We start from the raw sequence: 20,011 nt of genomic DNA, 5'->3' as shown, positions 1-20,011 counted from the left end.
CCAGGTTGCATGATTGTTCAAGGAGAATAAGGCATGACGTGGTTCTGGCTGGGTCTGATGCTGGCGACGCTGGCGGTCTGCCTGGGGTGCTGGGTGGCAGGCTGGCCTTGGGTTGCGCACACCGCCCGGGGGGCGCATGCGCCGCCGGCGCCGTTCTGGTGGCCTTGGGTGCAGGCCCTGGCGCCCAGCTGCGCCGCCTGGGTGACGTGGCCCATGCGCCGCCGCTTGCAGCGCTGGGGGCCTCGGGCCGGGCTGTCGGACACGTGGCATGCCGAGCATTGGCTGGCGGCTCGCCTGTTGCTGGCAGGGACGGGGCTGGTGTTGACGGGCGGCGGCGCCCTGTTGGCCGAACAGTCCTGGCGCGTGGTGACCGTTTTGGCGGCGGCAGGCGCAGGGGTGGCGTATCTATGGCCGGATCAGCGCCTGCGCCAGCGGGCGGCGGTGCGTCGCCAGGCCATGCTGAAAGAACTGCCGTTCATGCTGGATCTCATGACCTTGTGTGTGGAAGCCGGCCTCAGCCTGCCGGCCGCCTTGCGCCAGGTCGCCGATCACGCGCCGGCGGGGCCGTTGCGTCAAAGCCTGCGTGATGCCTGTGCGCTGGAACGCACCGGGGTCGAACGCGCCCGCTGGCTGGCGCAATGGGCCGAGGGCTCGGATCTTGCCGGCGTCCACAGTCTGGTGCTGACGCTGGCGCAGGCGGACCGCCTGGGCATGAGCTTGGGACCTTTGTTGCGAACCCAGGCGGAACGCCAGCGTAGCGAACGCTTTGTCCGTGCCGAAACCCTGGCCCTGCAGGCGCCGGTCAAGATGTTGTTTCCCATGGTGCTGTGCATTTTTCCCTGCACCTTTCTGGTGATCGGCTTTCCCGTCGCGGTCAAATTGCTGGATGCCGGGCTATGAGGCTGCTGGGCGGGCCGCGCGATCAACCGGACTGGGTGCAGTCTGCACATATTCTGAGCCTGCGTGAGGCCGACACATTCCGACAGCGCCTGCTGGGTCTGCATGCCTGGGAAGCCTGGGGCGAGACGCCTTGGGGGCTGGTGTTGCCGCGTTGCCGCGCGGTGCAGGGATGGGGGCTGGCGCAGCCCATCGATCTGCTGTTTCTGGGGAAGACGGGGCTGGTCCTGCGCGTGTTGCCGCAGTGGCCGCCTGGGCGTTTCGCGGCATGTCCGGGCGCCTGGGCGGCGCTGGAATTGCCGCCAGCGTATTGCCGGTATGCCGGCTGGCAGCGCCGTATTGAACACGCCTGGCGGCACAGGGCCGGGCAGGAATCTATGTAGCGTTGACCCGGAAGATGGTTGCGTAGATCGGGTAAAAGCTGCAATACAGCAACGCAGTGATCAGGATGTCCGTGACCAGGGATAGCCAGATCACTACCGTGGTCGACAGGCCGGTCGCCACCAGAGCGTCCAGTACCTGATGCAGGCCGAAGAACACGGCAGCCCAACTGGCGACATACAGCACGATGGCCCATTTGTTGCGCCAGCAGGCCACCATGGAATAAAACAAGGCCCGGCGCAAGGGCAGCTGATGCCAGCCCATCAGGGCCGGCGCGTGCCAGAACAGAGCCGACAGCAGTACATAGAAGCCGCCAAAGACGATCATCGGGCGGGTCATGACGGCGGCCAGCGCCTCATAGTCCGGCTGCGCCTGGTTGCCCATGGCGTCCAGCAGCTGCGGCAGAAAAGGAATGACTGCCGCCAGGGCGGCCAGGAAAGTGCAGCCCAGGTAGGCAAATCCCAGACGCAGCAGGGTGCCGGTGGTGCCGGTCGCCTGCAAGGGGCGCAGCCACATGCCGGGCAGCATGCGCTGGCCTTGGCTCAGGTGGCGGCAGGCGCACAGGGTCAGAAAGGTCAGCAGGGGGGTCAGACTGACCAGCAGGATCTGGCCCAGAATGGGGATGGCAGCCCCCAGGTTGATCAGAAAACTGGTCGCGGTGCTCCAGAAAATCATCGCCAGCGGCTGGCGCCGGAACAGAGCATAGCCCTGGACGATCCAGCCCCAACCGGCGCTGGGCGGCAGAATGGCGGCTTGCAGGGAAAGAGGGTTCATGCGCTGACCTGGGGCAGTGCGGGGGCAGCCTGTGTGCTGCGCAGCCGCAAAATGCGTTCGAAATGGCGTGGATCGTGAGGTTTCAAGGTCTGCGCCGGGCGCGGCAGATAAAAATCATAGAGCCTGGAAATCCAGAAGCGCAGGGCGGCGGCGCGCAGCATGGCCGGCCAGGCGGCCTGCTCGGCGGCGGTAAAGGGGCGCACGGCATGGTAGGCCTGCAGCCAGGCCTGCAGGCGCCGCCGCACGAAGGCGCCGGTAGATCGCTGGATGCACCAGTCGTTGACGCTGACGGCGACGTCGAACAGCCAGGCGTCGCAACCGGCGAAATAGAAGTCGATGAAGCCACCCATGTGCGGCGATTCAAAAGTGCCGTCAAACAGCACATTATCGCGAAACAGATCGCAGTGCGCTGGCCCCGACGGCAGCGTGGCCAGCGCCGGAGTGGCGGCAAAATCGCTTTGTTCCTGCACGCTCTGGCTTAATAGAGCCGCCTGGCCGGCATCCAGGAACGGCAGCACTTTAGGGGCGGTGGCCTGCCACCAGGGCAAGCCGCGCAGATTGGGCTGATGCAGGGCGAAATCCTGGGCCGCCAGATGGGCGCGGGCCAGGGTTTCGCCCGCCAGCGCGCAGTGGGCCGGGCCGGGTTCCGGTTCGTAGCCGCCGTTCAGGCGCGTGACGATGGCGGCTGGTTTGCCGTTCAGGGCAGTCAGGCGGGTGCCGTCGCGCAATGTCTGCGGCTGAGGCACCGGCACGCCGCGGGTGGCCAGATGGTGCATCAGCTCGATGTAGAAGGGCAGCTGTTCGGCCGTCAGGACTTCGAACAGGGTCAGGACGTAGGACCCTCGCGTCGTATCCAGAAAGTAGTTGGTGTTTTCGATGCCGGCGGTAATGCCGCGCAGCGTGATCAGCTCACCCAGGTCGTAGCGGTGCAGCAGCGCGCGGGCGTCGTCTTCGGAGACTGAGGTGAATACGGCCATGGATGGAGCAGGCGGCGGGAGGGCCGCAAGGGGATGGATTCAACGCGGCATTTTAGTCGAAAGTAAACTAGCGGTTCTTTCCGACTGAATTGTGATGATGGCTGATTGGCGTTTGTGCGTGGCTCCGATGATCGATGTGACCGATCGCCACTGCCGGTATTTCCACCGGTTGCTGGCTCCGCGAGCCCGCGTGTATACCGAAATGATCACGACGGGGGCCTTGCTGCACGGCGAGGCCGCCCGCCACCTGGATTTTGACGCTGCCGAGCATCCCGTGGCCCTGCAGCTGGGGGGCAGCGAACCCGATGCGTTGGCGCGCAGCGCCAGACTGGGGGCCGATTGGGGTTACGACGAGATCAATCTGAATTGCGGCTGTCCGTCCGAACGGGTGCAGCACGGCGCGTTTGGCGCCTGCCTGATGGCCGAGCCGCAGCTGGTCGCTGATTGCGTGCGGGCCATGCAGGATGCGGTGTCGGTGCCTGTGACGGTCAAGCATCGTCTGGGGCTGGATTACGATGAATCCTATGGTTTCGTGCGGGATTTCGTCGGCACTTTATATGACGCAGGCTGTCGGGTGTTCATCGCGCATGCGCGCAATGCCGTTCTGAAAGGGCTGTCGCCTCGGGACAACCGGGAAAAGCCGCCTTTGCGCTACGCCGAAGTCTTGCGTTTGAAGCAGGATTTTCCGGATGCACGCATCGTGCTGAACGGCGGTTTGGCCGATGTGCCGGATTGCCTGGACTGGATGCAGCGCGTCGATGGCGTGATGCTGGGTCGCGCCGCCTGGCACCATCCCGACATTCTGGCCGTGCTGGATCGTCACCTGGGGCCGCAGGGCGAAGTGATGCCTGCCGTGCCAGAACATCCTGACGAGGCGGCCTGGGCAGACGGCGTGTTGCAGCAGTTCTTGGATTACGTCACGTGGCGGCACGAGCAGGGCGAGCCTTTGCATGTGCTGGTGCGCGGTCTGCTGGGGTGGCGTTCCGGGCGGCCAGGCGCGCGCCAGTGGCGTCGTCTGCTGTCCGACCCGAAGGCGCTGCGCGCCGGCGGTCCCCAGGCGCTGCGTCGCGCCTGGGATGCCCTGGCCAGCAGCAGGGATCAGGATTTGCGGGCGGACGATCCGGCGTCTTCGGAAGGCCAGTCGCGGATATAGGCCTTGAGCATGTCGTTTTCGAATTGCTGCGCCTCGACGATGGCGCGCGCCATGTCGTAGAAAGAGATCACCCCCATCAGCGTAGGGCCGTCCATGACGGGGATGTAGCGGGCGTGCTTGTCCAGCATCAGGCGTTGGACCTCGTCGGCGTCGGTATTGGGGGTTACGCTGACCGGCGCGTCGTCCATGATGCTGCGCACGGTGAAATCCCCCGCCTGGCCGTCGTGCTGGTTCAGGTGGTTGATGATTTCGCGGAAGGTGAGCATGCCCACCAGCTGGCCGTGTTCCATGATGACCAGGGACCCGATGTCCAGCTGGCTCATGGAGGTGATGGCCTCGTGTACGAGCATGTCAGGGCTGCCGGTGTACAGCGTGTGCCCCTTCACACGCAGGATTTCAGTGACTTTCAGCATGATGGCTTCCTATGGGCTGTTTTTTTGTCGTGGTTCACTGGGGAATCTGCGGAAAAGCCCCCCGTATGCTTATTGTGCATCATCGTCCGGATTTGCGGTAGCCGCCTGCTGGAACAGCGTATCCAGCGTCGGAGGCTGGCGATGCAAGGTCGCGGCCAGCGCCTCGGTCGTGGGCGCGTCCAGTCCGGGCTGATCGCGATCCAGCAGCAGGCGATCCGTCAGCGGTCCCAGCGTCGCTTGTCGTGGATCGCAGGCCAGCACCCAGTGGTCGCTGTCCGAGGTCGGCACGGCATAGCCCAGTTCGCGCAGGATCGCCAGAATGTCGTGCAAGGCGTCGGGGTGGACGCGCAGGTGCTTTTCCAGGAAACCCAGGCTGCGACCGGGGGGCAGGGTGTCGCGAGCCCGCCACAGCAGGTGCAAAATGCCCAGGGCATCCACGATCTGGGCGCCCGGATGCCGGCGCAACGCCCAGCGGTGCAGGCGCAGGGCGGGCAGCAGGGATGCCACCGTGGCCCCCAGCAAGATCACCAGCCAGGACAGATAGATCCAGAGCAGAAAGATAGGCAGAGTAGCGAATGCCCCGTAGATGACGGTATAGGATGGAAATTGCGTCAGATACCAGGTAAAGGCCGCCTTCATGATGGCCAGGATGATGGCGGTGCCCAGACCGCCCGCCAGGGCGTCGCGCCACAGCACGCGGCAGTTGGGCACGAACATGAACAGCGCCGTAAATCCCAGCACTGACAACAGAAAAGGCAGCAGCCCCAGCAGCAGGCCCAGCCCTTCGGGCAGGCTGCCGATGTAGCCCAGGGATTCGCGTGCCAGCACAGTTGTCGCCCACAGACTGGCGCCCGTGAAAATGGGGCCTAGGGAAATGATGGCCCAGTAGACCAGCAGACGCTGGCGCAGAGGGCGCTGGCGGGCGACATTCCAGATTTCGTTGAAGGCCTCGTCGATGGTCATGATCAGCAGGATCGACGTCACCACCAGAAAGCCGCCGCCCACTGCCGTCAGACCGGAAGCCTGTGCGGCGAACTGGTTCAGGTAGCGCATGATGGTGTCCGAAACCGAAGGCGGCAGCAGACTTTCGCTTAAAAATGTTTCCAGCGCCTGATGAAATTGAGCAAACAAGGGGAAGGCGGTGAACAGCGCCAGCACCACCGCCAGCAGCGGCACGATGGCCAACACGGTCGTAAACGTCAGGCTGGAGGCGACGCGGGTTAGTTTGCGATGGCCGGCAAAGTCCAGCGCGAATCGCAGGATGTCTCGTGCGCGGGCGCGACGTTCGGCGGTGGAAACAACAGGTGGCTGCGTCATCTTCAAGCGGCGGAAGGCGGGTTTCGAGCCATAATAGCAGCATGGAAACGAAACTCAATTCAGGCCTGCACCGCCTGGCCTGCTTCTGTCTGATTGCGCTGATTGTCCTGTGCGTGGGTTGGGAACTGTGGTGGGCGCCGCTGCGTCCGGGAGGCACTCTGATGGCATTGAAGGCCGTGCCCCTGCTGTTTGCCGTGCGCGGGGTGCTGAAGGCCAAGCTCTATACCCTGCAGTGGGTGGCGATGCTCAGCTTGCTGTATCTGATGGAAGGCGCGGTGCGGGCCTGGTCGGATATCTCGACCGCATCGGTCGCGCTGGCCGGGGTGGAAATCGTCTTGTCCCTGGGGCTGTATTTCGGCGCCATCCTGTATGTCCGGCCTGCCAAGCGGGCCGCCCGCAGCAAGGCGTCGTAAGGAGCAGTCATCGTGCGTCAGAGCGATTCTTCAGCGGTGGCCAAGCTTGGCGGGCAGGCGGTTGACGCGCTGTTTTCGGGCCAGGCGACAGGCTGTTCCTTTGCGGATCTGCCATCCTCCTTTTATACCCGCGTGGCGCCGCGCTCTTTGTCCAGGCCTCGTTTGCTGCATGTCAATCCGGCGGTGGCCGCGCGCTTGGGTTTGAATGATGCGGCGCTGCATTCGCCCGCCTTTCTGGCGCTATGCGCCGGCAGCGGCCGCTTGCCGGGCGTGGAGCCCATGGCGACCGTCTACAGCGGTCACCAGTTCGGCGTCTGGGCGGGGCAGTTGGGAGATGGCCGGGCGCATTTGCTGGGCGATGTCAGCGGACCGCAGGGTGCTTGGGAAATTCAGCTGAAGGGCTCGGGGCGCACCCCGTATTCCCGGATGGGGGATGGCTGGGCGGTGCTGAGATCCAGCGTGCGTGAATATCTCGCCAGCCAGGCCATGGAAGGCCTGGGTATTCCCACCACGCAGGCGCTGGCGCTGGTGGCTGCCGACGACACCGTGATCCGCGAAACGCCAGAAACCGCAGCGGTCGTGACGAGGATCGCACCGTCTTTCGTGCGTTTTGGACACTTTGAGCACTGGGCGCATTCAGCGCTGGACCAGGCAGCCTTGCTGGACTATGTCGTGACGCACTGGTTTCCGGACTGTCTGGCGGGCCAGGCTGATCATCCTGATCGGGCGGTCGCCGCCTGTCTGCTGCTGGCGGAAGTCACTCGCCGCACCGCGCGTTTGATGGCGCAATGGCAACTGGTCGGGTTCTGCCACGGCGTCATGAACACCGACAATATGTCGATCCTGGGCTTGACGCTGGATTACGGCCCTTATGGTTTCATGGATGCCTTCCAGGCCAATCATGTCTGCAACCATAGCGATTCCTTGGGGCGCTACGCCTGGAATGCGCAGCCTGCCGTGGCGCAATGGAATCTGACCCGCCTGGCGGAAAGCCTGCAGGTGCTGGGCTGCACCGTGCCGGATCTGGAAGCCGCGCTGGCCCCTTTTGAGTCTGTCTTTTTGCAGGCCTACCATGCGGGCCTGGCACAGAAATTCGGTCTTGCGGCATGGCGCCCGGAAGACGCCGAACTGGGAGACGCCTGGTGGGCGTTGCTGCATGCGCAGCAAGCGGACTTCACGCTGGCTTTCCGTTACCTGGCCGACGTCGGCACGGACGAACCAGCCTGGTTGAGCCTGTTTGCCGATGGCGGGGCGGCCCGACAATGGTTGGATCGCTATCGGCTGCGCTTGGCGGATGACCCGCGCCCGCAAGCTGAGCGCAAGGCAGCCATGGACCGCGTCAATCCCTTGTACGTGCTGCGCAACCATCTGGCGCAGCATGCTATTCAGGCGGCTCAGCAGGGTGATGCGTCGGAAATCGGTCGCCTGATGGCGCTGCTGCAGGACCCCTATACCCAGCAGACTGGCCATGAGTCCTATGCGCAGCCGCCGGCAGCCGATGTGCCAACCGTGGCGGTCAGCTGCTCGTCCTGATCTGGCCGTGAGTCGCGTGGTTCGCTGCAGCGGTCGTGCGCCTGGAGCGAAAGGCTCTCGAGACGTCGAAACCCCGGACATGCCATAATGAATTTCGCTATTTGATCAATTTCCCCACTGCATACCGACCATGTCTGGCAATACCCTGGGTACCTTGTTTTGTGTCACCAATTTCGGTGAATCTCATGGGCCGGCCATCGGCGCCGTGATCGATGGCTGCCCTCCCGGCATGCCGCTGTCCGAGGCCGATATCCAGGCCGAACTGGATCGTCGCCGGCCGGGTACGTCGCGTCACGTGACGCAACGCCGCGAACCGGATACGGTGGAAATCCTGTCCGGCGTGTTCGAGGGCCAGACCACCGGCGCGCCCATCGGCCTGCTGATCCGCAATACCGACGCTCGCAGCCGGGATTACGCCAATATTGCGGACACGTTCCGTCCCGGTCATGCTGATTACAGCTATTGGAAAAAATACGGTGTTCGCGACCCGCGCGGAGGGGGGCGTTCATCAGCCCGCCTGACGGCGCCTACCGTGGCGGCGGGTGCGGTCGCCCGCAAATGGCTGATGCAGGAATACGGCGTGCGCATTCGCGGCTACATGAGCCAGCTGGGGCCGATCCCGATTCCCTTTGAATCCTGGGATGCCGTGCCTGAAAACCCCTTTTACGCCCCCAATGCCGACATCGTGCCGCAGTTGGAAGCCTTCATGGACCAGTTGCGCCACGATGGGGACTCCATCGGCGCGCGCATCGAAGTCCAGGCCGAAGGCCTGCCCGCCGGCTGGGGTGAACCCTTGTACGACCGTCTGGATGCGGACATCGCCCACGCCATGATGGGCCTCAATGCGGTCAAGGGCGTGTCGGTCGGTTCGGGTTTCGATTGCGTCGCCATGCGCGGTTCCGAGCACGGCGATGAGCTCAGCCCCGATGGCTTTCTCGCCAATCATGCCGGCGGCGTGCTGGGGGGGATTTCCTCCGGACAGCCGTTGCTGGTGTCCCTGGCGATCAAGCCGACCTCCAGTATCCGGGTTGAACGTCGCTCAGTGAACCGGGCCAACGAACCCGTCATGGTGCAGACCCTGGGGCGGCACGACCCCTGCGTGGCGATTCGGGCCACTCCGATTGCCGAGGCGCTGCTGGCCATTGTGCTGATGGATCACGCCCTGAGGCATCGGGGGCAGTGTGGATAAGCGACCCCGCCGGATCTTGCGCTGGATCGTCAGCGCCGGGCTGACGGTCGCTCTGGCCGCCTGCGCTCCTGTGCAGACCACTCAGTCCGGCCAGGTGGGCATCAATCGGACGCAGTACATGTCCAGCCTGGTGTCCGAGGCTGAACTGGACCAGGAAGCCGCCAGCCAGTATCAGCAGATACTGGCCCAGGCGCGGGCCAAACAGGCGCTGGATCCGTCCGCCGCGCAGACGCAGCGGGTGCAGAGCATTGCCCGGCGGCTGATCGCGCAGGTCGGCGCGTTTCGCCCGGATGCCAAGCACTGGGACTGGGAAGTCCATGTCCTGAAGTCCGGCGAGGTCAACGCCTGGTGCATGCCTGGCGGCAAGATCGCCGTCTATACCGGCTTGTTGGACAAGATCAAACCCACGGATGCCGAGTTGGCAGCCGTCATGGGGCACGAAATTTCCCACGCCTTGCGCGAGCACGCCCGCGAACAGGTATCACGCCAGATGGGAACCAGTATCGGCATTTCGATCCTGGCCGCCGTGACCGGCAGCCAGGCCGTGGCCGATCTGGGATCGAATCTCAGCCAGGTCATGTTCACACTGCCCAATAGCCGGGCCAACGAGACCGAGGCCGACCGCATGGGGGTCGAACTGGCTGCCCGGGCCGGCTATGACCCGCGCGCCGCCATCACCTTGTGGCAGAAAATGGAGCAGGCGGGCGGTGGCGCCCCTCCTGAAATCCTGTCCACCCATCCCTCGTCGCAAAGCCGTATCCAGGATCTTGAGCAGGCCTCGGCCCGAGTGCTGCCCCTGTATCAGCCGCGCTAGGCTTAAACGGGTACCAGTTACCTCGAATACTAGGATAACGACTGGTCTTGCGATCAGAAATCACACTGGCATAATGGTTTTCAGTGGCCGGCGACGTCCGGCGCGTCCTTCCTGATTTTAGAGATCATGACCATGCCCCAAACCCTGTATGACAAGCTCTGGGATGCCCATGTGGTGCATCAAGGTCCCGACGGCACCTGTCTGCTGTACATCGACCGCCATCTGGTGCACGAAGTCACCAGCCCGCAGGCTTTCGAAGGTCTGGAACTGGCGGGCCGCAAGCCCTGGCGCATCGCCGCCAATCTGGCGGTGGCCGATCACAACGTCCCCACGACCGACCGTTCTCAGGGGATTCAGGACCCGATTTCGCGCCTGCAAGTCGATACCCTGGACAAGAATTGCGACGCCTGGGGCATTACACAATTTCGCATGAATGACCGGCGCCAGGGCATTGTGCACATCATCGGCCCTGAACAGGGCGCCACGTTGCCGGGCATGACCGTGGTCTGTGGCGACTCGCACACCAGCACTCATGGCGCCATGGGGGCGCTGGCCTTTGGCATCGGCACGTCCGAAGTCGAGCATGTGCTGGCCACGCAGACGCTGCTGATGAAAAAGAGCCGCAGCATGCTGGTGCGGGTCAATGGCATGCTGCCTTTCGGCTGTACGGCCAAAGACCTGATCCTGTACATCATCGGACAGATCGGCACGGCGGGCGGCACCGGCTATGCCATCGAATTCGGCGGCGATGCTGTCCAGGCCCTGTCCATGGAAGGCCGCATGACGATGTGCAATATGGCCATCGAGGCCGGTGCGCGTTCCGGCATGGTGGCGGTGGATCAGACGACCATCGATTATTTCCAGGGCCGTCCCTACGCCCCCGAAGGGGCTCTGTGGGAGCAGGCCGTCACGTATTGGAAAACACTGCACTCTGACGCCGATGCGGCGTTTGATCGAGTGGTGGATATTGATGCATCGGCCATCCAGCCGCAGGTCAGTTGGGGGACGTCGCCCGAAATGGTGACAGCGGTCGGCGGCCAGGTGCCCGATCCTGCCGCGCAAGCCGATGCCGTGCGCCGCAAGGGCATGGAGCGTGCGCTGCAGTACATGGACTTGAAACCCGGCACGGCGATCAGCGATATCGCTATCGACAAGGTCTTCATCGGGTCCTGTACCAATGCCCGCATCGAAGACCTGCGGGCCGCCGCCGCCGTGGCCAAGGGCCGGCGCGTGGCGTCCAACGTGAGCCTGGCGATGGTGGTGCCAGGCTCGGGGCTGGTCAAGGCGCAGGCCGAACAAGAAGGCCTGGACCGCATCTTTTTGGATGCCGGCTTTGAATGGCGCGAGCCGGGGTGTTCCATGTGCCTGGCCATGAACGCCGACCGGCTGGAACCGGGCGAGCGCTGCGCTTCTACGTCCAACCGCAATTTCGAGGGGCGGCAGGGGCAGGGCGGGCGTACCCATCTGGTCAGTCCGGCCATGGCGGCGGCTGCGGCTGTCGCCGGCCATTTCGTCGACGTGCGCACTTTCCAATAGGATTCATCATGCAAGCCTTTACCACCCATCAGGGCCTGGTGGCCCCTCTGGATCGCGATAACGTCGATACGGATCTGATCATTCCCAAGCAGTTCTTGAAATCAATCAAGCGCACCGGCTTCGGCCCCAATCTGTTCGATGAGTTGCGCTATCTGGATCACGGCGAACCGGGCATGGACAACAGTAATCGGCCCCTGAATCCGGATTTCGTGTTGAATCGGCCCCGCTATCAGGGCGCGTCGGTCTTGTTGTGCCGCAAGAACTTCGGCTGCGGTTCCAGTCGCGAGCACGCCCCCTGGGCGCTGCAGCAATATGGTTTCCGGGCGCTGATCGCGCCGTCCTACGCCGACATCTTCTTCAATAACAGTTTCAAGAACGGTCTGTTGCCCATCGTCTTGCCCGAAGCCGTCGTCGATCAGCTGTTCAAGGCGGTGGAATCCACGCCGGGTTATCAGCTGACGGTCGATCTGGCGCAGCAGCAGGTGACGGCGCCTGATGGCAGCCATTGGTCCTTTGATGTGGATGCCTATCGCAAGCAATCGCTTCTCGAAGGCCTGGATGAGATCGGCCAGACGCTGCTGCGCGCCGAACAGATCCGCGATTTCGAGTCCCGCCGCCTGGCGCAGCATCCCTGGCTGGTCAAGCCGACGCCCAGCCATTCTTGACCCTGTCTGATCAACCCCCGGACCCGGCCCAGGGTGGTGGATGCATTCCGCCAGCTTGGGCCGGGTCCTTGTGACCTGGAACCCTTCATGACTTCTCGTATTGCAGTATTGCCGGGTGACGGCATCGGCCCGGAAATCGTCGAACAAGCCGTGCGCGTGCTGCGCGCCCTGAATCTGGATTTATCCTTTACCGAGGCGCCCGTCGGCGGCGCAGCCTATGCGGCCCAGGGGCATCCCTTGCCGCAGTCCACGCTGGATCTGGCTTTGCAGTCCGACGCCGTGCTGTTTGGCGCGGTGGGTGACTGGAAATATGATCAATTGGAACGCGCCCTGCGCCCAGAGCAAGCCGTGCTGGGGCTGCGCAAGGCCCTGGGCCTGTTCGCCAACCTGCGGCCCGCCATCCTGTACCCGGAATTGGCTAATGCCTCGTCCCTGAAGCCCGAGGTCGTGGCCGGCCTGGACATCCTGATTGTGCGTGAGCTGACCGGGGACATCTATTTCGGCCAGCCGCGTGGCGTGCGTACCCTGGAAGACGGCCCCTTTGCCGGCGAGCGACAGGGTTTTGACACCATGCATTATGCGGAAGGCGAAATCCGTCGCATCGCCCACGTTGCCTTCCAGGCCGCCGCCAAGCGCCAGGGCAAACTGTGCAGCGTGGACAAGGCCAATGTGCTGGAAACCTCTCAGTTCTGGCGCGATATCATGATCGATGTGGCCCGCGAATACCCGCAGGTGGCGCTGTCGCATATGTACGTGGACAATGCTGCGATGCAGCTGGTGCGTGAGCCCAAGGCCTTTGACGTGGTCGTGACCGGCAATCTGTTCGGCGACATTTTGTCGGACGAGGCCGCCATGTTGACCGGGTCCATCGGCATGCTGCCCTCGGCATCGCTGAATGCCAGCCGTCAGGGCCTGTATGAGCCCAGCCATGGGTCGGCGCCGGACATCGCCGGGCAGAATATCGCCAATCCCTTGGCAACGATTTTGTCGGCGGCAATGATGCTGCGGTATTCTTTGGATGCAGGCGCAGCAGCGGATCGCATTGAAGCCGCCGTGCAGGCAGTGCTGGCGCAAGGCTTGCGCACGGCGGATATCTTCGAGGCCGGTACGACGCGGGTATCGACCTCGGAAATGGGCGATGCCGTGCTGAAGGCATTAGAATAAAGAATTCTGGATTTTCACTACTACTTGGTTCGGGCGGATATTTATGGTGCAGGCAGTTGGCTTGGTGGGTTGGCGTGGCATGGTGGGATCGGTTCTCATGCAACGCATGCGGGACGAAAACGATTTCGCATTGTTCGACCCGGTGTTCTTTTCCACCAGCAATGCGGGTGGGGCGGCGCCGGAATGGGCGTCGGGGGCAGGGCCCTTGCAAGACGCCCATGACATCGACGCATTGAAAAAATTGCCCATCATCATGACTGCGCAGGGCGGCGACTATACGTCGGCCGTCTATCCGAAACTGCGGGCGGCCGGCTGGACCGGCTTGTGGATCGATGCCGCCAGCACCCTGCGCATGAAGGACGATGCCATCATCGTGCTGGACCCGGTCAACCGGCCGGTGATCGATGCCGCCATGCAGCGCGGCGTGCGCGACTACATCGGCGGCAACTGCACGGTCAGCTGCATGCTGATGGGCCTGGCGGGCCTGTTCAAGGCCGACATGGTCGAATGGATGACCTCCATGACCTATCAGGCGGCTTCGGGCGGCGGCGCGCGCCACATGCGTGAACTGCTCACCCAGTTCGGCATCCTCAATCAGGCGGTGGGCGCGCAGCTGGCCGACCCCGCCTCCGCCATTCTGGATATCGATCGGGGCGTGCTCAAGGCCCAGCAGAACCCCGATCTGCCCCAGGATAATTTCGGCGTGCCCTTGGGCGGCAGCCTGATCCCCTGGATCGACAAGGACCTGGGCGACGGCATGTCGCGCGAGGAATGGAAAGGCGGGGCGGAAACCAACAAGATTCTGGGCCGCGGGCCTGGTTTCGGCGCGACGGCAGTGCCGGTCGACGGTCTGTGCGTGCGCATCGGCGCCATGCGTTGCCATAGCCAGGCCTTGACCATCAAGCTGCGCGGCGACATTCCCCTGGATGAGATCAATGATGCCGTGCGCACCGGCACCGATTGGGCGCGTCTGGTGCCCAACGACAAGGAATCCTCCATGCAGGCGCTGACCCCGGTGGCGGTGACCGGCACGCTCGATATCCCGGTCGGACGTCTGCGCAAGATGTCCATGGGGCCGGAATACCTGAGCGCCTTTACGGTGGGCGACCAACTGCTGTGGGGGGCCGCCGAGCCCTTGCGCCGCATGCTGCGCATCGCTTTGGGCGAACTTTGATGCCGTCCGCCGCCCGCCTGATCAGCAGCGTGCTGGCCTTGGCCGCCTTGGCGGCCGGGTCGGCACAAGCCGCCAATTTCGGCCATGCCCGCCTGGCATCGGCGACCGGCGAACCCTTGCTCATTCTGGTGCCGGTCTCCGACCTGACGGCTGCCGACTTGCAGGCCCTGTCAGCCCGGCCGGCGCCTGCCGCCGACTGGACGGTGGCCGGATTGACGCCGCCTGTCGCCTTGGACAGCCTGACCATCACCGTGACGCCCGGTGTCCAGGCAGGGGCTCGCCGCGTGCTGCGCGTGACCTCATCCCAGGCTTTTTCCGGGACGCTGGCCGATCTCTTGCTGGATGTTCATACGGCTACCGGCGAACAGCGCTATCAGGTTTCCCTGGTCGCCCCCGGTCCCTTGCGGGTGGATTCCCCAGCGGTCCAGCCGGGCGCATCGGCTCAGGCTGCGCCTGCGATCGGGGCTGCCGCAAAACCCAGCAGCACCCGCCGGGTGCCGGCAGGCGCCATTGCCGTGCGCCCGGGCGACACGATGTTCGCTATCGCCCGCCGCCATGCGGTGGATGGCGTGTCGGTGTATCAGTTGATGATGGCTCTGCAGCGGGCTAATCCGCAGGCGTTCATCCACAGCAATATCAATCTTGTACGGGCGGGCGCTTCGTTGGCTGTGCCGTCGGTGGACGACATGCTGTCGATTTCCGACGCCCAGGCCCGTCGGCAGTTCCGGGACCAAACGGCTGCCTTTGCCCTCCTGCGGGGTCGGCAGGCGGATGCCGTGCCCGCTGTCAGCGACCAGGCGTCTGGTGGCGCGGTATCGTCGGATAAAGCGGCTGACCGTTCATCGGCGGATGCCGGGGCGGGAGACCGTGTGCAGCTTAGCCAAGGCGGGAAATCCGGTGCGGCCGATGCCCGTACGGCTCAAGGCCACGCTTTGCAGGACGCCGAGTCCCGGGTTGGGCAGTTGCAGGATAATGTCCAGCATCTGAACGAGGCCCTGCAATCCCAGGGCGAGGCCGCTCGCACGGCTGCTGCCAAAGGGGCGCAGGCGGTAGGCCAATCCGTTCAGCAGATCGCTGCTGCCATCAGCGAGGCCAGCCACGAGGCCGCTGCTCAGGCCAATGCTCAGACATCGCCGGCGACCGATCAGGCTGCCGGCAGTGCTGCGGCGGGCTCCTCGCCGGCGCCGGGCAACGCGTCGGTCGCACCCGGTGCTCAGGCCGGCACGCCGGGCGGCGGGGCTGCTCATCCGGCGGCGCAAGCTGCCGCTGCGGGACCGTCGGCAGGTTCGTCGTCGGCTTCGTCGGCAGCCGGGCCGTCCGGCGCTGCGCTGGCGCCCCAGGCGCCTAGCGCCGCCGAGGCCGCCGAACTGCAACCTTCTCAGCAGGCCGAACATCGCGCTTCCTGGATCCAGGACCATCTGTTGGGGGTGATGACCGCCTTGCTGGCGGTGATCGTATTCATCATCGCCTGGTTGTTGCGACGCGCCAATACGACGCGCGACGATGCCGACGATAGCCCGCAGATCACGGAAGCCATGGTGCGCGAAAAGCTTCAGGGCGTCGATCTGGATCTGCCGCCCCAGGATGCCGCGAACACGCCTCCTCAGGCCTGACGTCCCGTGTCCCGGATTGTTCTGGGTTTAAGCTACGACGGATCGGGCTGGTACGGCTGGCAGACCCAGCGCGGAGGGCGCACCCTGCAAGACACGCTGGAAGCCGCCTTGTCCACGTTTCTTGCCGTGCCTTCGGTGGCGACGATCTGCGCAGGGCGCACCGATACGGGCGTGCATGCGTTGCAACAGATCGTGCATCTGGATACGGACGCGGTGCGTCGCGACGAATCCTGGGTGCGGGGCCTGAACGCGCATCTGCCGGCCAGCGTGTCCGTACAGTGGGCGCAGGCGGCCGCCTCGGATTTCCATGCCCGTTTCGACGCGCGCGCCCGTACCTATTTCTACGTGCTGCGCAGTGCGCCCGTGCGCTCTCCCATGCTGCATGGCCGAGTCGGTTGGGTGCATGACCGCCTGGATGATCAAGCGATGCGGGAGGCAGCGGGCTTGCTGCTGGGCGAACATGACTTCAGCGCCTTTCGCTCTTCCGAATGCCAGGCCTCCAGTCCGGTGCGCACGATGCAGGCGCTGGAGATCATCCGCCAGGGGGATTTCCTGGTCTTTGAATTTCGCGCCAATGCGTTCTTGCATCATATGGTGCGCAATCTGATGGGGACGCTGATCATGATCGGGCGCGGCCGGCGTCCGCCAGATTGGGCGGGTGACCTGCTGACCTGTCGGGATCGTAAACAGGCGGCTCCCACCTTCATGCCCGACGGCCTGTATTTGGCGCATGTGGCCTATCCGCAGGCGCCGTATCTGCCGATCCGGCCGGCCGCCGATGCCTTGCGCCACCACTTGGGCGCCTGGTGGCCGGAATCGCGGGAATAATCCAGGCTGACGGCTGTTTTCGGGTCTTTCCCGTGGTGAATGGCCGAGCTGATCGGATAGAATTGGACGTTTTGCGATGCACAGGGCTTGAACGAGGCGGTTGGCCATCCGTTCTGCTTTGACAGCCCGCCGCCGGGCGTTCGGCTTGTATTGTGTTTTGTAGGCGAACCATGAGAATTCCATTGAAAATAGCGGGCTGGATTGATGCCCTGAACACATGGGTGGGTCGGGCGGTGACCTGGCTGGTGCTGATCGTGGCGGTGATCAGCGCGGGCAATGCCGTGATGCGCAAGGTCTTCAGCCTCAGCTCCAACGCTTGGCTGGAATTGCAGTGGTATCTGTTCGGCGCGATTTTTCTGCTGGCGGCGGGGTATACCTTTTTGCGCAATGAACACGTCCGGGTCGATGTGCTGTCCCAGAGGCTGTCTGAACGCGTCCAGGTCTACATTGAAATTTTCGGCGTCGTGTTTTTCCTGATGCCGGCTGCTTGTCTGGTGCTGTGGCTGTCGATTCCCTTTTTCTGGGAATCCTACATATTGCATGAACTGTCTTCGAATACAGAGGGCCTGATTCGCTGGCCTGCCAAATTATTGATCCCTGTGGGTTTTGCCCTGCTGATTTTGGCGGGTGTGTCGCATTTGATCAAATGCGTCGGGTTTCTGCGTGGCGCTTGCGCCAATCCCATGCGCGTATCCGATGGCAAGAGCGACGAGGAAGCCCTCGTCGAGGATATCCTGGCCCAGCAACGGGCCGGCCAGTCGGCTGAATCGGTACAGGGGCGTTGAGCATGGAGTTTCTCGTCGATAATCTCGCCCCGATCATGTTTTTCAACCTGATCGTATTTTTGCTTTTGGGCTTTCCGGTGGCCTTTTCCCTGGCCGCCACCGGAGTCGTGTACGGTCTGGTCGCCGTCGACCTGAATCTGATGAGTCCGCTGCTGTTCCAGGCCTTGCCTCAGCGGATTTTCGGCATCGTCAGCAATGATTCTTTGCTGGCGGTGCCGTTCTTTACCTTCATGGGCCTGATCCTGGAACGATCGGGCATGGCCGAAGACCTGCTGGATACCGTCGGGCGCTTGTTTGGCCCGCTGCGGGGCGGCTTGGCCATTGCCGTGGTCTTTGTCGGTGCTTTGTTGGCGGCCACGACCGGCGTGGTGTCGGCCTCGGTGATTTCCATGGGGCTGATTTCCCTGCCCATCATGCTGCGCTACGGCTATGACCGCCGCCTGGCGGCGGGCGTGATTGCGGCGTCGGGCACGCTGTCGCAGATCATCCCGCCCTCTCTGGTGCTGATTGTGCTGGCCGACCAGCTGGGCCGCTCCATCGGTGATATGTATCGAGGCGCCATGCTGCCTGGTTTGCTGCTGGCCGGCGCCTACATGGTGTATGTCTTTATCGTCGCTTTCCTGCGGCCTGGCTATGCGCCGGCGCTGCCGCCGGAAGCCCGGGGAGAGGTCGATGCGCGTGGTCGCAGAGGCCTGCGCTCCCTATTGGTCCTGACGGTGATTGCCGCCGCCATCGCGCACTGGGGGTCTCAATACTATTTCCGTTCCCATACGGACATCCCGGTGGACGAGCGGGTGGTCATCATCCTGCTGATCTGGGGGGTGGCTGCCCTGGCGATGGCCTTGGGCAATAGATTGCTGCGCCTGGGTTGGCTGTCATCTTTGGCTGAACAGGTCGTGTTCGTCATGATTCCGCCCTTGGCACTGATCTTTCTGGTGCTGGGGACGATTTTCATTGGTGTGGCGACTCCTACCGAAGGCGGCGCCATGGGCGCTGTGGGGGCGCTCATCATGGCGGTGTCGCGTCGGCGGTTTTCTGTGCGGCAGCTGCGCCAGGCCATGGAAAGCACGGCCCGCCTGACGTGTTTCGTGATTTTCATCCTGGTGGGTTCGACGATTTTCAGCCTCAGCTTCCGGGGCATCAACGGTGATATCTGGGTCGAACAGCTGCTGCTGCACGTGCCGGGCGGGGAACTGGGCTTTCTGATCGTGGTCAGCCTGGTGACGTTCTTCCTGGCGTTTTTCCTGGATTTCTTCGAATTGGCCTTTATCATCGTGCCTTTGCTGGGGCCGGTGGCCGACAAGATGGGCATCGACCTGATCTGGTTCGGCGTGCTGCTGGCGGTCAATATGCAGACTTCCTTCGTGCATCCGCCCTTTGGTTTTGCCTTGTTCTATCTGCGTTCGGTGGCGCCCAAAGAGGACTATCACGACCGGGTGACGGGCAAGCTGATTGCCAAGGTCACCACGGCGCAGATCTATTGGGGTTCCATCCCCTTCATCATCATTCAGATCCTGATGGTGATCGCCGTGCTCAGCTTCCCGGGCATGGTGACGCACTACAAAGGCGAGGTCTCGACGGTCAATCCGGATTCCGTCACCTTTGGCCAGGATAGCGCCTATGGTCTGGATGGGTACGGCGCCGGCGACGCCGCGGGAGCGTTCCAGTGACCGTCGCCAGCCGCACGCGCGTCAAGATCTGCGGTCTCACCCGGCCGGTCGATGTGCAGGCCGTCATTCAAGCCGGGGCGGATGCGGTGGGCCTGGTGTTCTATCCTGCCAGCCGGCGTTGCGTCTCCTTGGCGCAGGCAGCCGCCCTGCGGTCGCAGGTGCCGGCCTTCATGTCGGTGGTGGCGCTGTTCGTCAATCCGCAACCAGAGGATGTCCGGCAGGTGCTGGATGCCGTGCATCCCGATCTGTTGCAGTTTCACGGCGAGGAATCCGTCGCTTTCTGCGAGCAGTTCGGTGTTCGCTATCTGAAGGCTTTCCGCGTCGGCGCGCCGGGTCTGGATTCGGCAGCGAGCCTGGCAGCGGCCTGTGCGCGCTACCCTGATGCCAGCGGCTGGCTGTTCGACAGCTACAGCCCCGCGTACGGGGGCAGCGGCCATCGTCTCGATGCGGAATTGCTGTCGCAATTGCCGCGCGGCGGCGGTGTGCCTGCACTGATCTTGTCCGGCGGCCTGACGGTCGATGGAGTGGGGGCCGATATGGCGGCTCGACAGCCCTTTGCGGTGGATGTCAGCAGCGGAGTGGAATCCGCACCCGGTATCAAGGACCCCGCCAAGATCCAGGCGTTCATGCAGGCGGTGCAAGCCGCCGACCGCCGGCGCTGCGGGTTAAACTAAGCGCCGCTACTAATAATACTGATGCCTTATCCTCAAAGGAG

General features: G+C 63.8%; 20 protein-coding genes. 16 read left to right on the top strand and 4 right to left on the bottom strand.

Annotated features, from left to right (window positions below):
- Positions 1-33: 33 nt before the first annotated feature.
- Complete coding sequence (locus VDP79_RS07335) at positions 34-900, top strand: type II secretion system F family protein (protein WP_323017553.1); 867 nt, start codon at positions 34-36, stop codon at positions 898-900.
- Positions 897-1,280 (top strand): hypothetical protein, encoded by a 384-nt coding sequence (locus VDP79_RS07330; protein WP_323017552.1) that lies wholly within the window; start codon positions 897-899, stop codon positions 1,278-1,280. Before VDP79_RS07335 ends, VDP79_RS07330 begins: the two co-directional genes overlap by 4 nt.
- On the opposite strand, the gene VDP79_RS07325 is transcribed toward VDP79_RS07330, so the two are convergent.
- Together VDP79_RS07325 and VDP79_RS07320 are read right to left on the bottom strand one after the other, a co-directional pair.
- A complete protein-coding gene (locus tag VDP79_RS07325; protein ID WP_323017551.1) occupies positions 1,273-2,052 on the bottom strand; it encodes a BPSS1780 family membrane protein in 780 nt (259 codons plus the stop codon). The two genes, VDP79_RS07330 and VDP79_RS07325, sit on opposite strands and share 8 nt — an antisense overlap.
- Positions 2,049-3,029, bottom strand: coding sequence for a homoserine kinase (locus tag VDP79_RS07320; RefSeq protein WP_323017550.1), 981 nt, complete (start codon positions 3,027-3,029; stop codon positions 2,049-2,051). Before VDP79_RS07320 ends, VDP79_RS07325 begins: the two co-directional genes overlap by 4 nt.
- Before the next feature lie 94 nt (positions 3,030-3,123).
- Between VDP79_RS07320 and dusA the strand changes: the two genes are divergently transcribed.
- Positions 3,124-4,182: a tRNA dihydrouridine(20/20a) synthase DusA gene (gene dusA / locus VDP79_RS07315; protein ID WP_416233060.1), complete on the top strand. Its 1,059-nt coding sequence runs from the start codon at positions 3,124-3,126 to the stop codon at positions 4,180-4,182.
- Here the strand turns inward: dusA and VDP79_RS07310 are convergent.
- The gene (locus VDP79_RS07310; RefSeq protein ID WP_323017548.1) at positions 4,128-4,595 is read right to left on the bottom strand and encodes a CBS domain-containing protein; all 468 of its coding nucleotides are present in this window, start codon (positions 4,593-4,595) and stop codon (positions 4,128-4,130) included. The two genes, dusA and VDP79_RS07310, sit on opposite strands and share 55 nt — an antisense overlap.
- 69 nt (positions 4,596-4,664) lie before the next feature.
- A complete protein-coding gene (locus VDP79_RS07305; RefSeq protein ID WP_323017547.1) occupies positions 4,665-5,912 on the bottom strand; it encodes a YihY family inner membrane protein in 1,248 nt (415 codons plus the stop codon).
- Positions 5,913-5,953: 41 nt separating this feature from the next.
- Here VDP79_RS07305 and VDP79_RS07300 point away from each other — a divergent pair, with 41 nt between their 5' ends.
- From VDP79_RS07300 to VDP79_RS07240, 13 genes are all read left to right on the top strand, one after another.
- On the top strand, positions 5,954-6,325 hold the full coding sequence (locus tag VDP79_RS07300) for a DUF2069 domain-containing protein (RefSeq protein WP_323017546.1): 372 nt from the start codon (positions 5,954-5,956) through the stop codon (positions 6,323-6,325).
- 36 nt (positions 6,326-6,361) lie between these two features.
- Positions 6,362-7,858, top strand: coding sequence for a protein adenylyltransferase SelO (locus tag VDP79_RS07295; protein ID WP_416233067.1), 1,497 nt, complete (start codon positions 6,362-6,364; stop codon positions 7,856-7,858).
- Between the two features lie 130 nt (positions 7,859-7,988).
- Positions 7,989-9,047 carry a chorismate synthase gene (aroC, locus tag VDP79_RS07290; protein WP_323017545.1) on the top strand — a complete coding sequence of 353 codons (1,059 nt, stop codon included), beginning with the start codon at positions 7,989-7,991 and terminating at the stop codon, positions 9,045-9,047.
- Entirely contained in the window at positions 9,040-9,861 is an 822-nt protein-coding gene (locus VDP79_RS07285) for a M48 family metallopeptidase (protein WP_416233059.1), read from the top strand. The genes aroC and VDP79_RS07285 overlap by 8 nt, the downstream gene beginning before the upstream one ends.
- Before the next feature lie 132 nt (positions 9,862-9,993).
- Positions 9,994-11,397, top strand: coding sequence for a 3-isopropylmalate dehydratase large subunit (gene leuC, locus VDP79_RS07280; protein ID WP_323017600.1), 1,404 nt, complete (start codon positions 9,994-9,996; stop codon positions 11,395-11,397).
- An 8-nt stretch (positions 11,398-11,405) separates the two neighbouring features.
- The gene (leuD, locus tag VDP79_RS07275; protein WP_323017544.1) at positions 11,406-12,062 is read left to right on the top strand and encodes a 3-isopropylmalate dehydratase small subunit; all 657 of its coding nucleotides are present in this window, start codon (positions 11,406-11,408) and stop codon (positions 12,060-12,062) included.
- Positions 12,063-12,149: 87 nt separating this feature from the next.
- Positions 12,150-13,226 carry a 3-isopropylmalate dehydrogenase gene (leuB, locus tag VDP79_RS07270; RefSeq protein WP_323017543.1) on the top strand — a complete coding sequence of 359 codons (1,077 nt, stop codon included), beginning with the start codon at positions 12,150-12,152 and terminating at the stop codon, positions 13,224-13,226.
- Positions 13,227-13,269: 43 nt separating this feature from the next.
- Positions 13,270-14,400 (top strand): aspartate-semialdehyde dehydrogenase, encoded by a 1,131-nt coding sequence (asd, locus tag VDP79_RS07265; protein WP_323017542.1) that lies wholly within the window; start codon positions 13,270-13,272, stop codon positions 14,398-14,400.
- On the top strand, positions 14,400-16,013 hold the full coding sequence (locus VDP79_RS07260) for a FimV/HubP family polar landmark protein (protein ID WP_323017541.1): 1,614 nt from the start codon (positions 14,400-14,402) through the stop codon (positions 16,011-16,013). The genes asd and VDP79_RS07260 overlap by 1 nt, the downstream gene beginning before the upstream one ends.
- A gap of 6 nt (positions 16,014-16,019) precedes the next feature.
- Positions 16,020-16,841 (top strand): tRNA pseudouridine(38-40) synthase TruA, encoded by an 822-nt coding sequence (truA, locus tag VDP79_RS07255; RefSeq protein WP_323017540.1) that lies wholly within the window; start codon positions 16,020-16,022, stop codon positions 16,839-16,841.
- 170 nt (positions 16,842-17,011) lie between these two features.
- Positions 17,012-17,626 (top strand): TRAP transporter small permease subunit, encoded by a 615-nt coding sequence (locus tag VDP79_RS07250; RefSeq protein WP_323017539.1) that lies wholly within the window; start codon positions 17,012-17,014, stop codon positions 17,624-17,626.
- 2 nt (positions 17,627-17,628) lie between these two features.
- Positions 17,629-19,296, top strand: a complete 1,668-nt coding sequence (locus VDP79_RS07245; protein WP_323017538.1) for a TRAP transporter large permease subunit — start codon at positions 17,629-17,631, stop codon at positions 19,294-19,296.
- Complete coding sequence (locus VDP79_RS07240) at positions 19,293-19,970, top strand: phosphoribosylanthranilate isomerase (RefSeq protein WP_323017537.1); 678 nt, start codon at positions 19,293-19,295, stop codon at positions 19,968-19,970. The genes VDP79_RS07245 and VDP79_RS07240 overlap by 4 nt, the downstream gene beginning before the upstream one ends.
- Positions 19,971-20,011 lie beyond the last annotated feature (41 nt).

Origin of the sequence: Castellaniella sp. (genome assembly GCF_034675905.1) — a bacterium.
Taxonomy (GTDB): domain Bacteria; phylum Pseudomonadota; class Gammaproteobacteria; order Burkholderiales; family Burkholderiaceae_B; genus Castellaniella.
This window is presented reverse-complemented; position numbering and strand designations above follow the sequence as displayed.

Excerpts from the sequence above, each read along its gene's own strand:
- dusA (WP_416233060.1), top strand. The coding sequence starts at position 3,124 with ATGATGGCTGATTGGCGTTTGTGCGTGGCTCCGATGATCGATGTGACC.
- asd (WP_323017542.1), top strand. The coding sequence starts at position 13,270 with ATGGTGCAGGCAGTTGGCTTGGTGGGTTGGCGTGGCATGGTGGGATCG.
- VDP79_RS07335 (WP_323017553.1), top strand. The coding sequence starts at position 34 with ATGACGTGGTTCTGGCTGGGTCTGATGCTGGCGACGCTGGCGGTCTGC.
- VDP79_RS07250 (WP_323017539.1), top strand. The coding sequence starts at position 17,012 with ATGAGAATTCCATTGAAAATAGCGGGCTGGATTGATGCCCTGAACACA.
- VDP79_RS07260 (WP_323017541.1), top strand. The coding sequence starts at position 14,400 with ATGCCGTCCGCCGCCCGCCTGATCAGCAGCGTGCTGGCCTTGGCCGCC.
- VDP79_RS07325 (WP_323017551.1), bottom strand. The coding sequence starts at position 2,052 with ATGAACCCTCTTTCCCTGCAAGCCGCCATTCTGCCGCCCAGCGCCGGT.
- VDP79_RS07330 (WP_323017552.1), top strand. The coding sequence starts at position 897 with ATGAGGCTGCTGGGCGGGCCGCGCGATCAACCGGACTGGGTGCAGTCT.
- leuB (WP_323017543.1), top strand. The coding sequence starts at position 12,150 with ATGACTTCTCGTATTGCAGTATTGCCGGGTGACGGCATCGGCCCGGAA.
- aroC (WP_323017545.1), top strand. The coding sequence starts at position 7,989 with ATGTCTGGCAATACCCTGGGTACCTTGTTTTGTGTCACCAATTTCGGT.
- leuD (WP_323017544.1), top strand. The coding sequence starts at position 11,406 with ATGCAAGCCTTTACCACCCATCAGGGCCTGGTGGCCCCTCTGGATCGC.
- VDP79_RS07245 (WP_323017538.1), top strand. The coding sequence starts at position 17,629 with ATGGAGTTTCTCGTCGATAATCTCGCCCCGATCATGTTTTTCAACCTG.
- VDP79_RS07305 (WP_323017547.1), bottom strand. The coding sequence starts at position 5,912 with ATGACGCAGCCACCTGTTGTTTCCACCGCCGAACGTCGCGCCCGCGCA.
- VDP79_RS07300 (WP_323017546.1), top strand. The coding sequence starts at position 5,954 with ATGGAAACGAAACTCAATTCAGGCCTGCACCGCCTGGCCTGCTTCTGT.
- VDP79_RS07320 (WP_323017550.1), bottom strand. The coding sequence starts at position 3,029 with ATGGCCGTATTCACCTCAGTCTCCGAAGACGACGCCCGCGCGCTGCTG.
- leuC (WP_323017600.1), top strand. The coding sequence starts at position 9,994 with ATGCCCCAAACCCTGTATGACAAGCTCTGGGATGCCCATGTGGTGCAT.
- VDP79_RS07310 (WP_323017548.1), bottom strand. The coding sequence starts at position 4,595 with ATGCTGAAAGTCACTGAAATCCTGCGTGTGAAGGGGCACACGCTGTAC.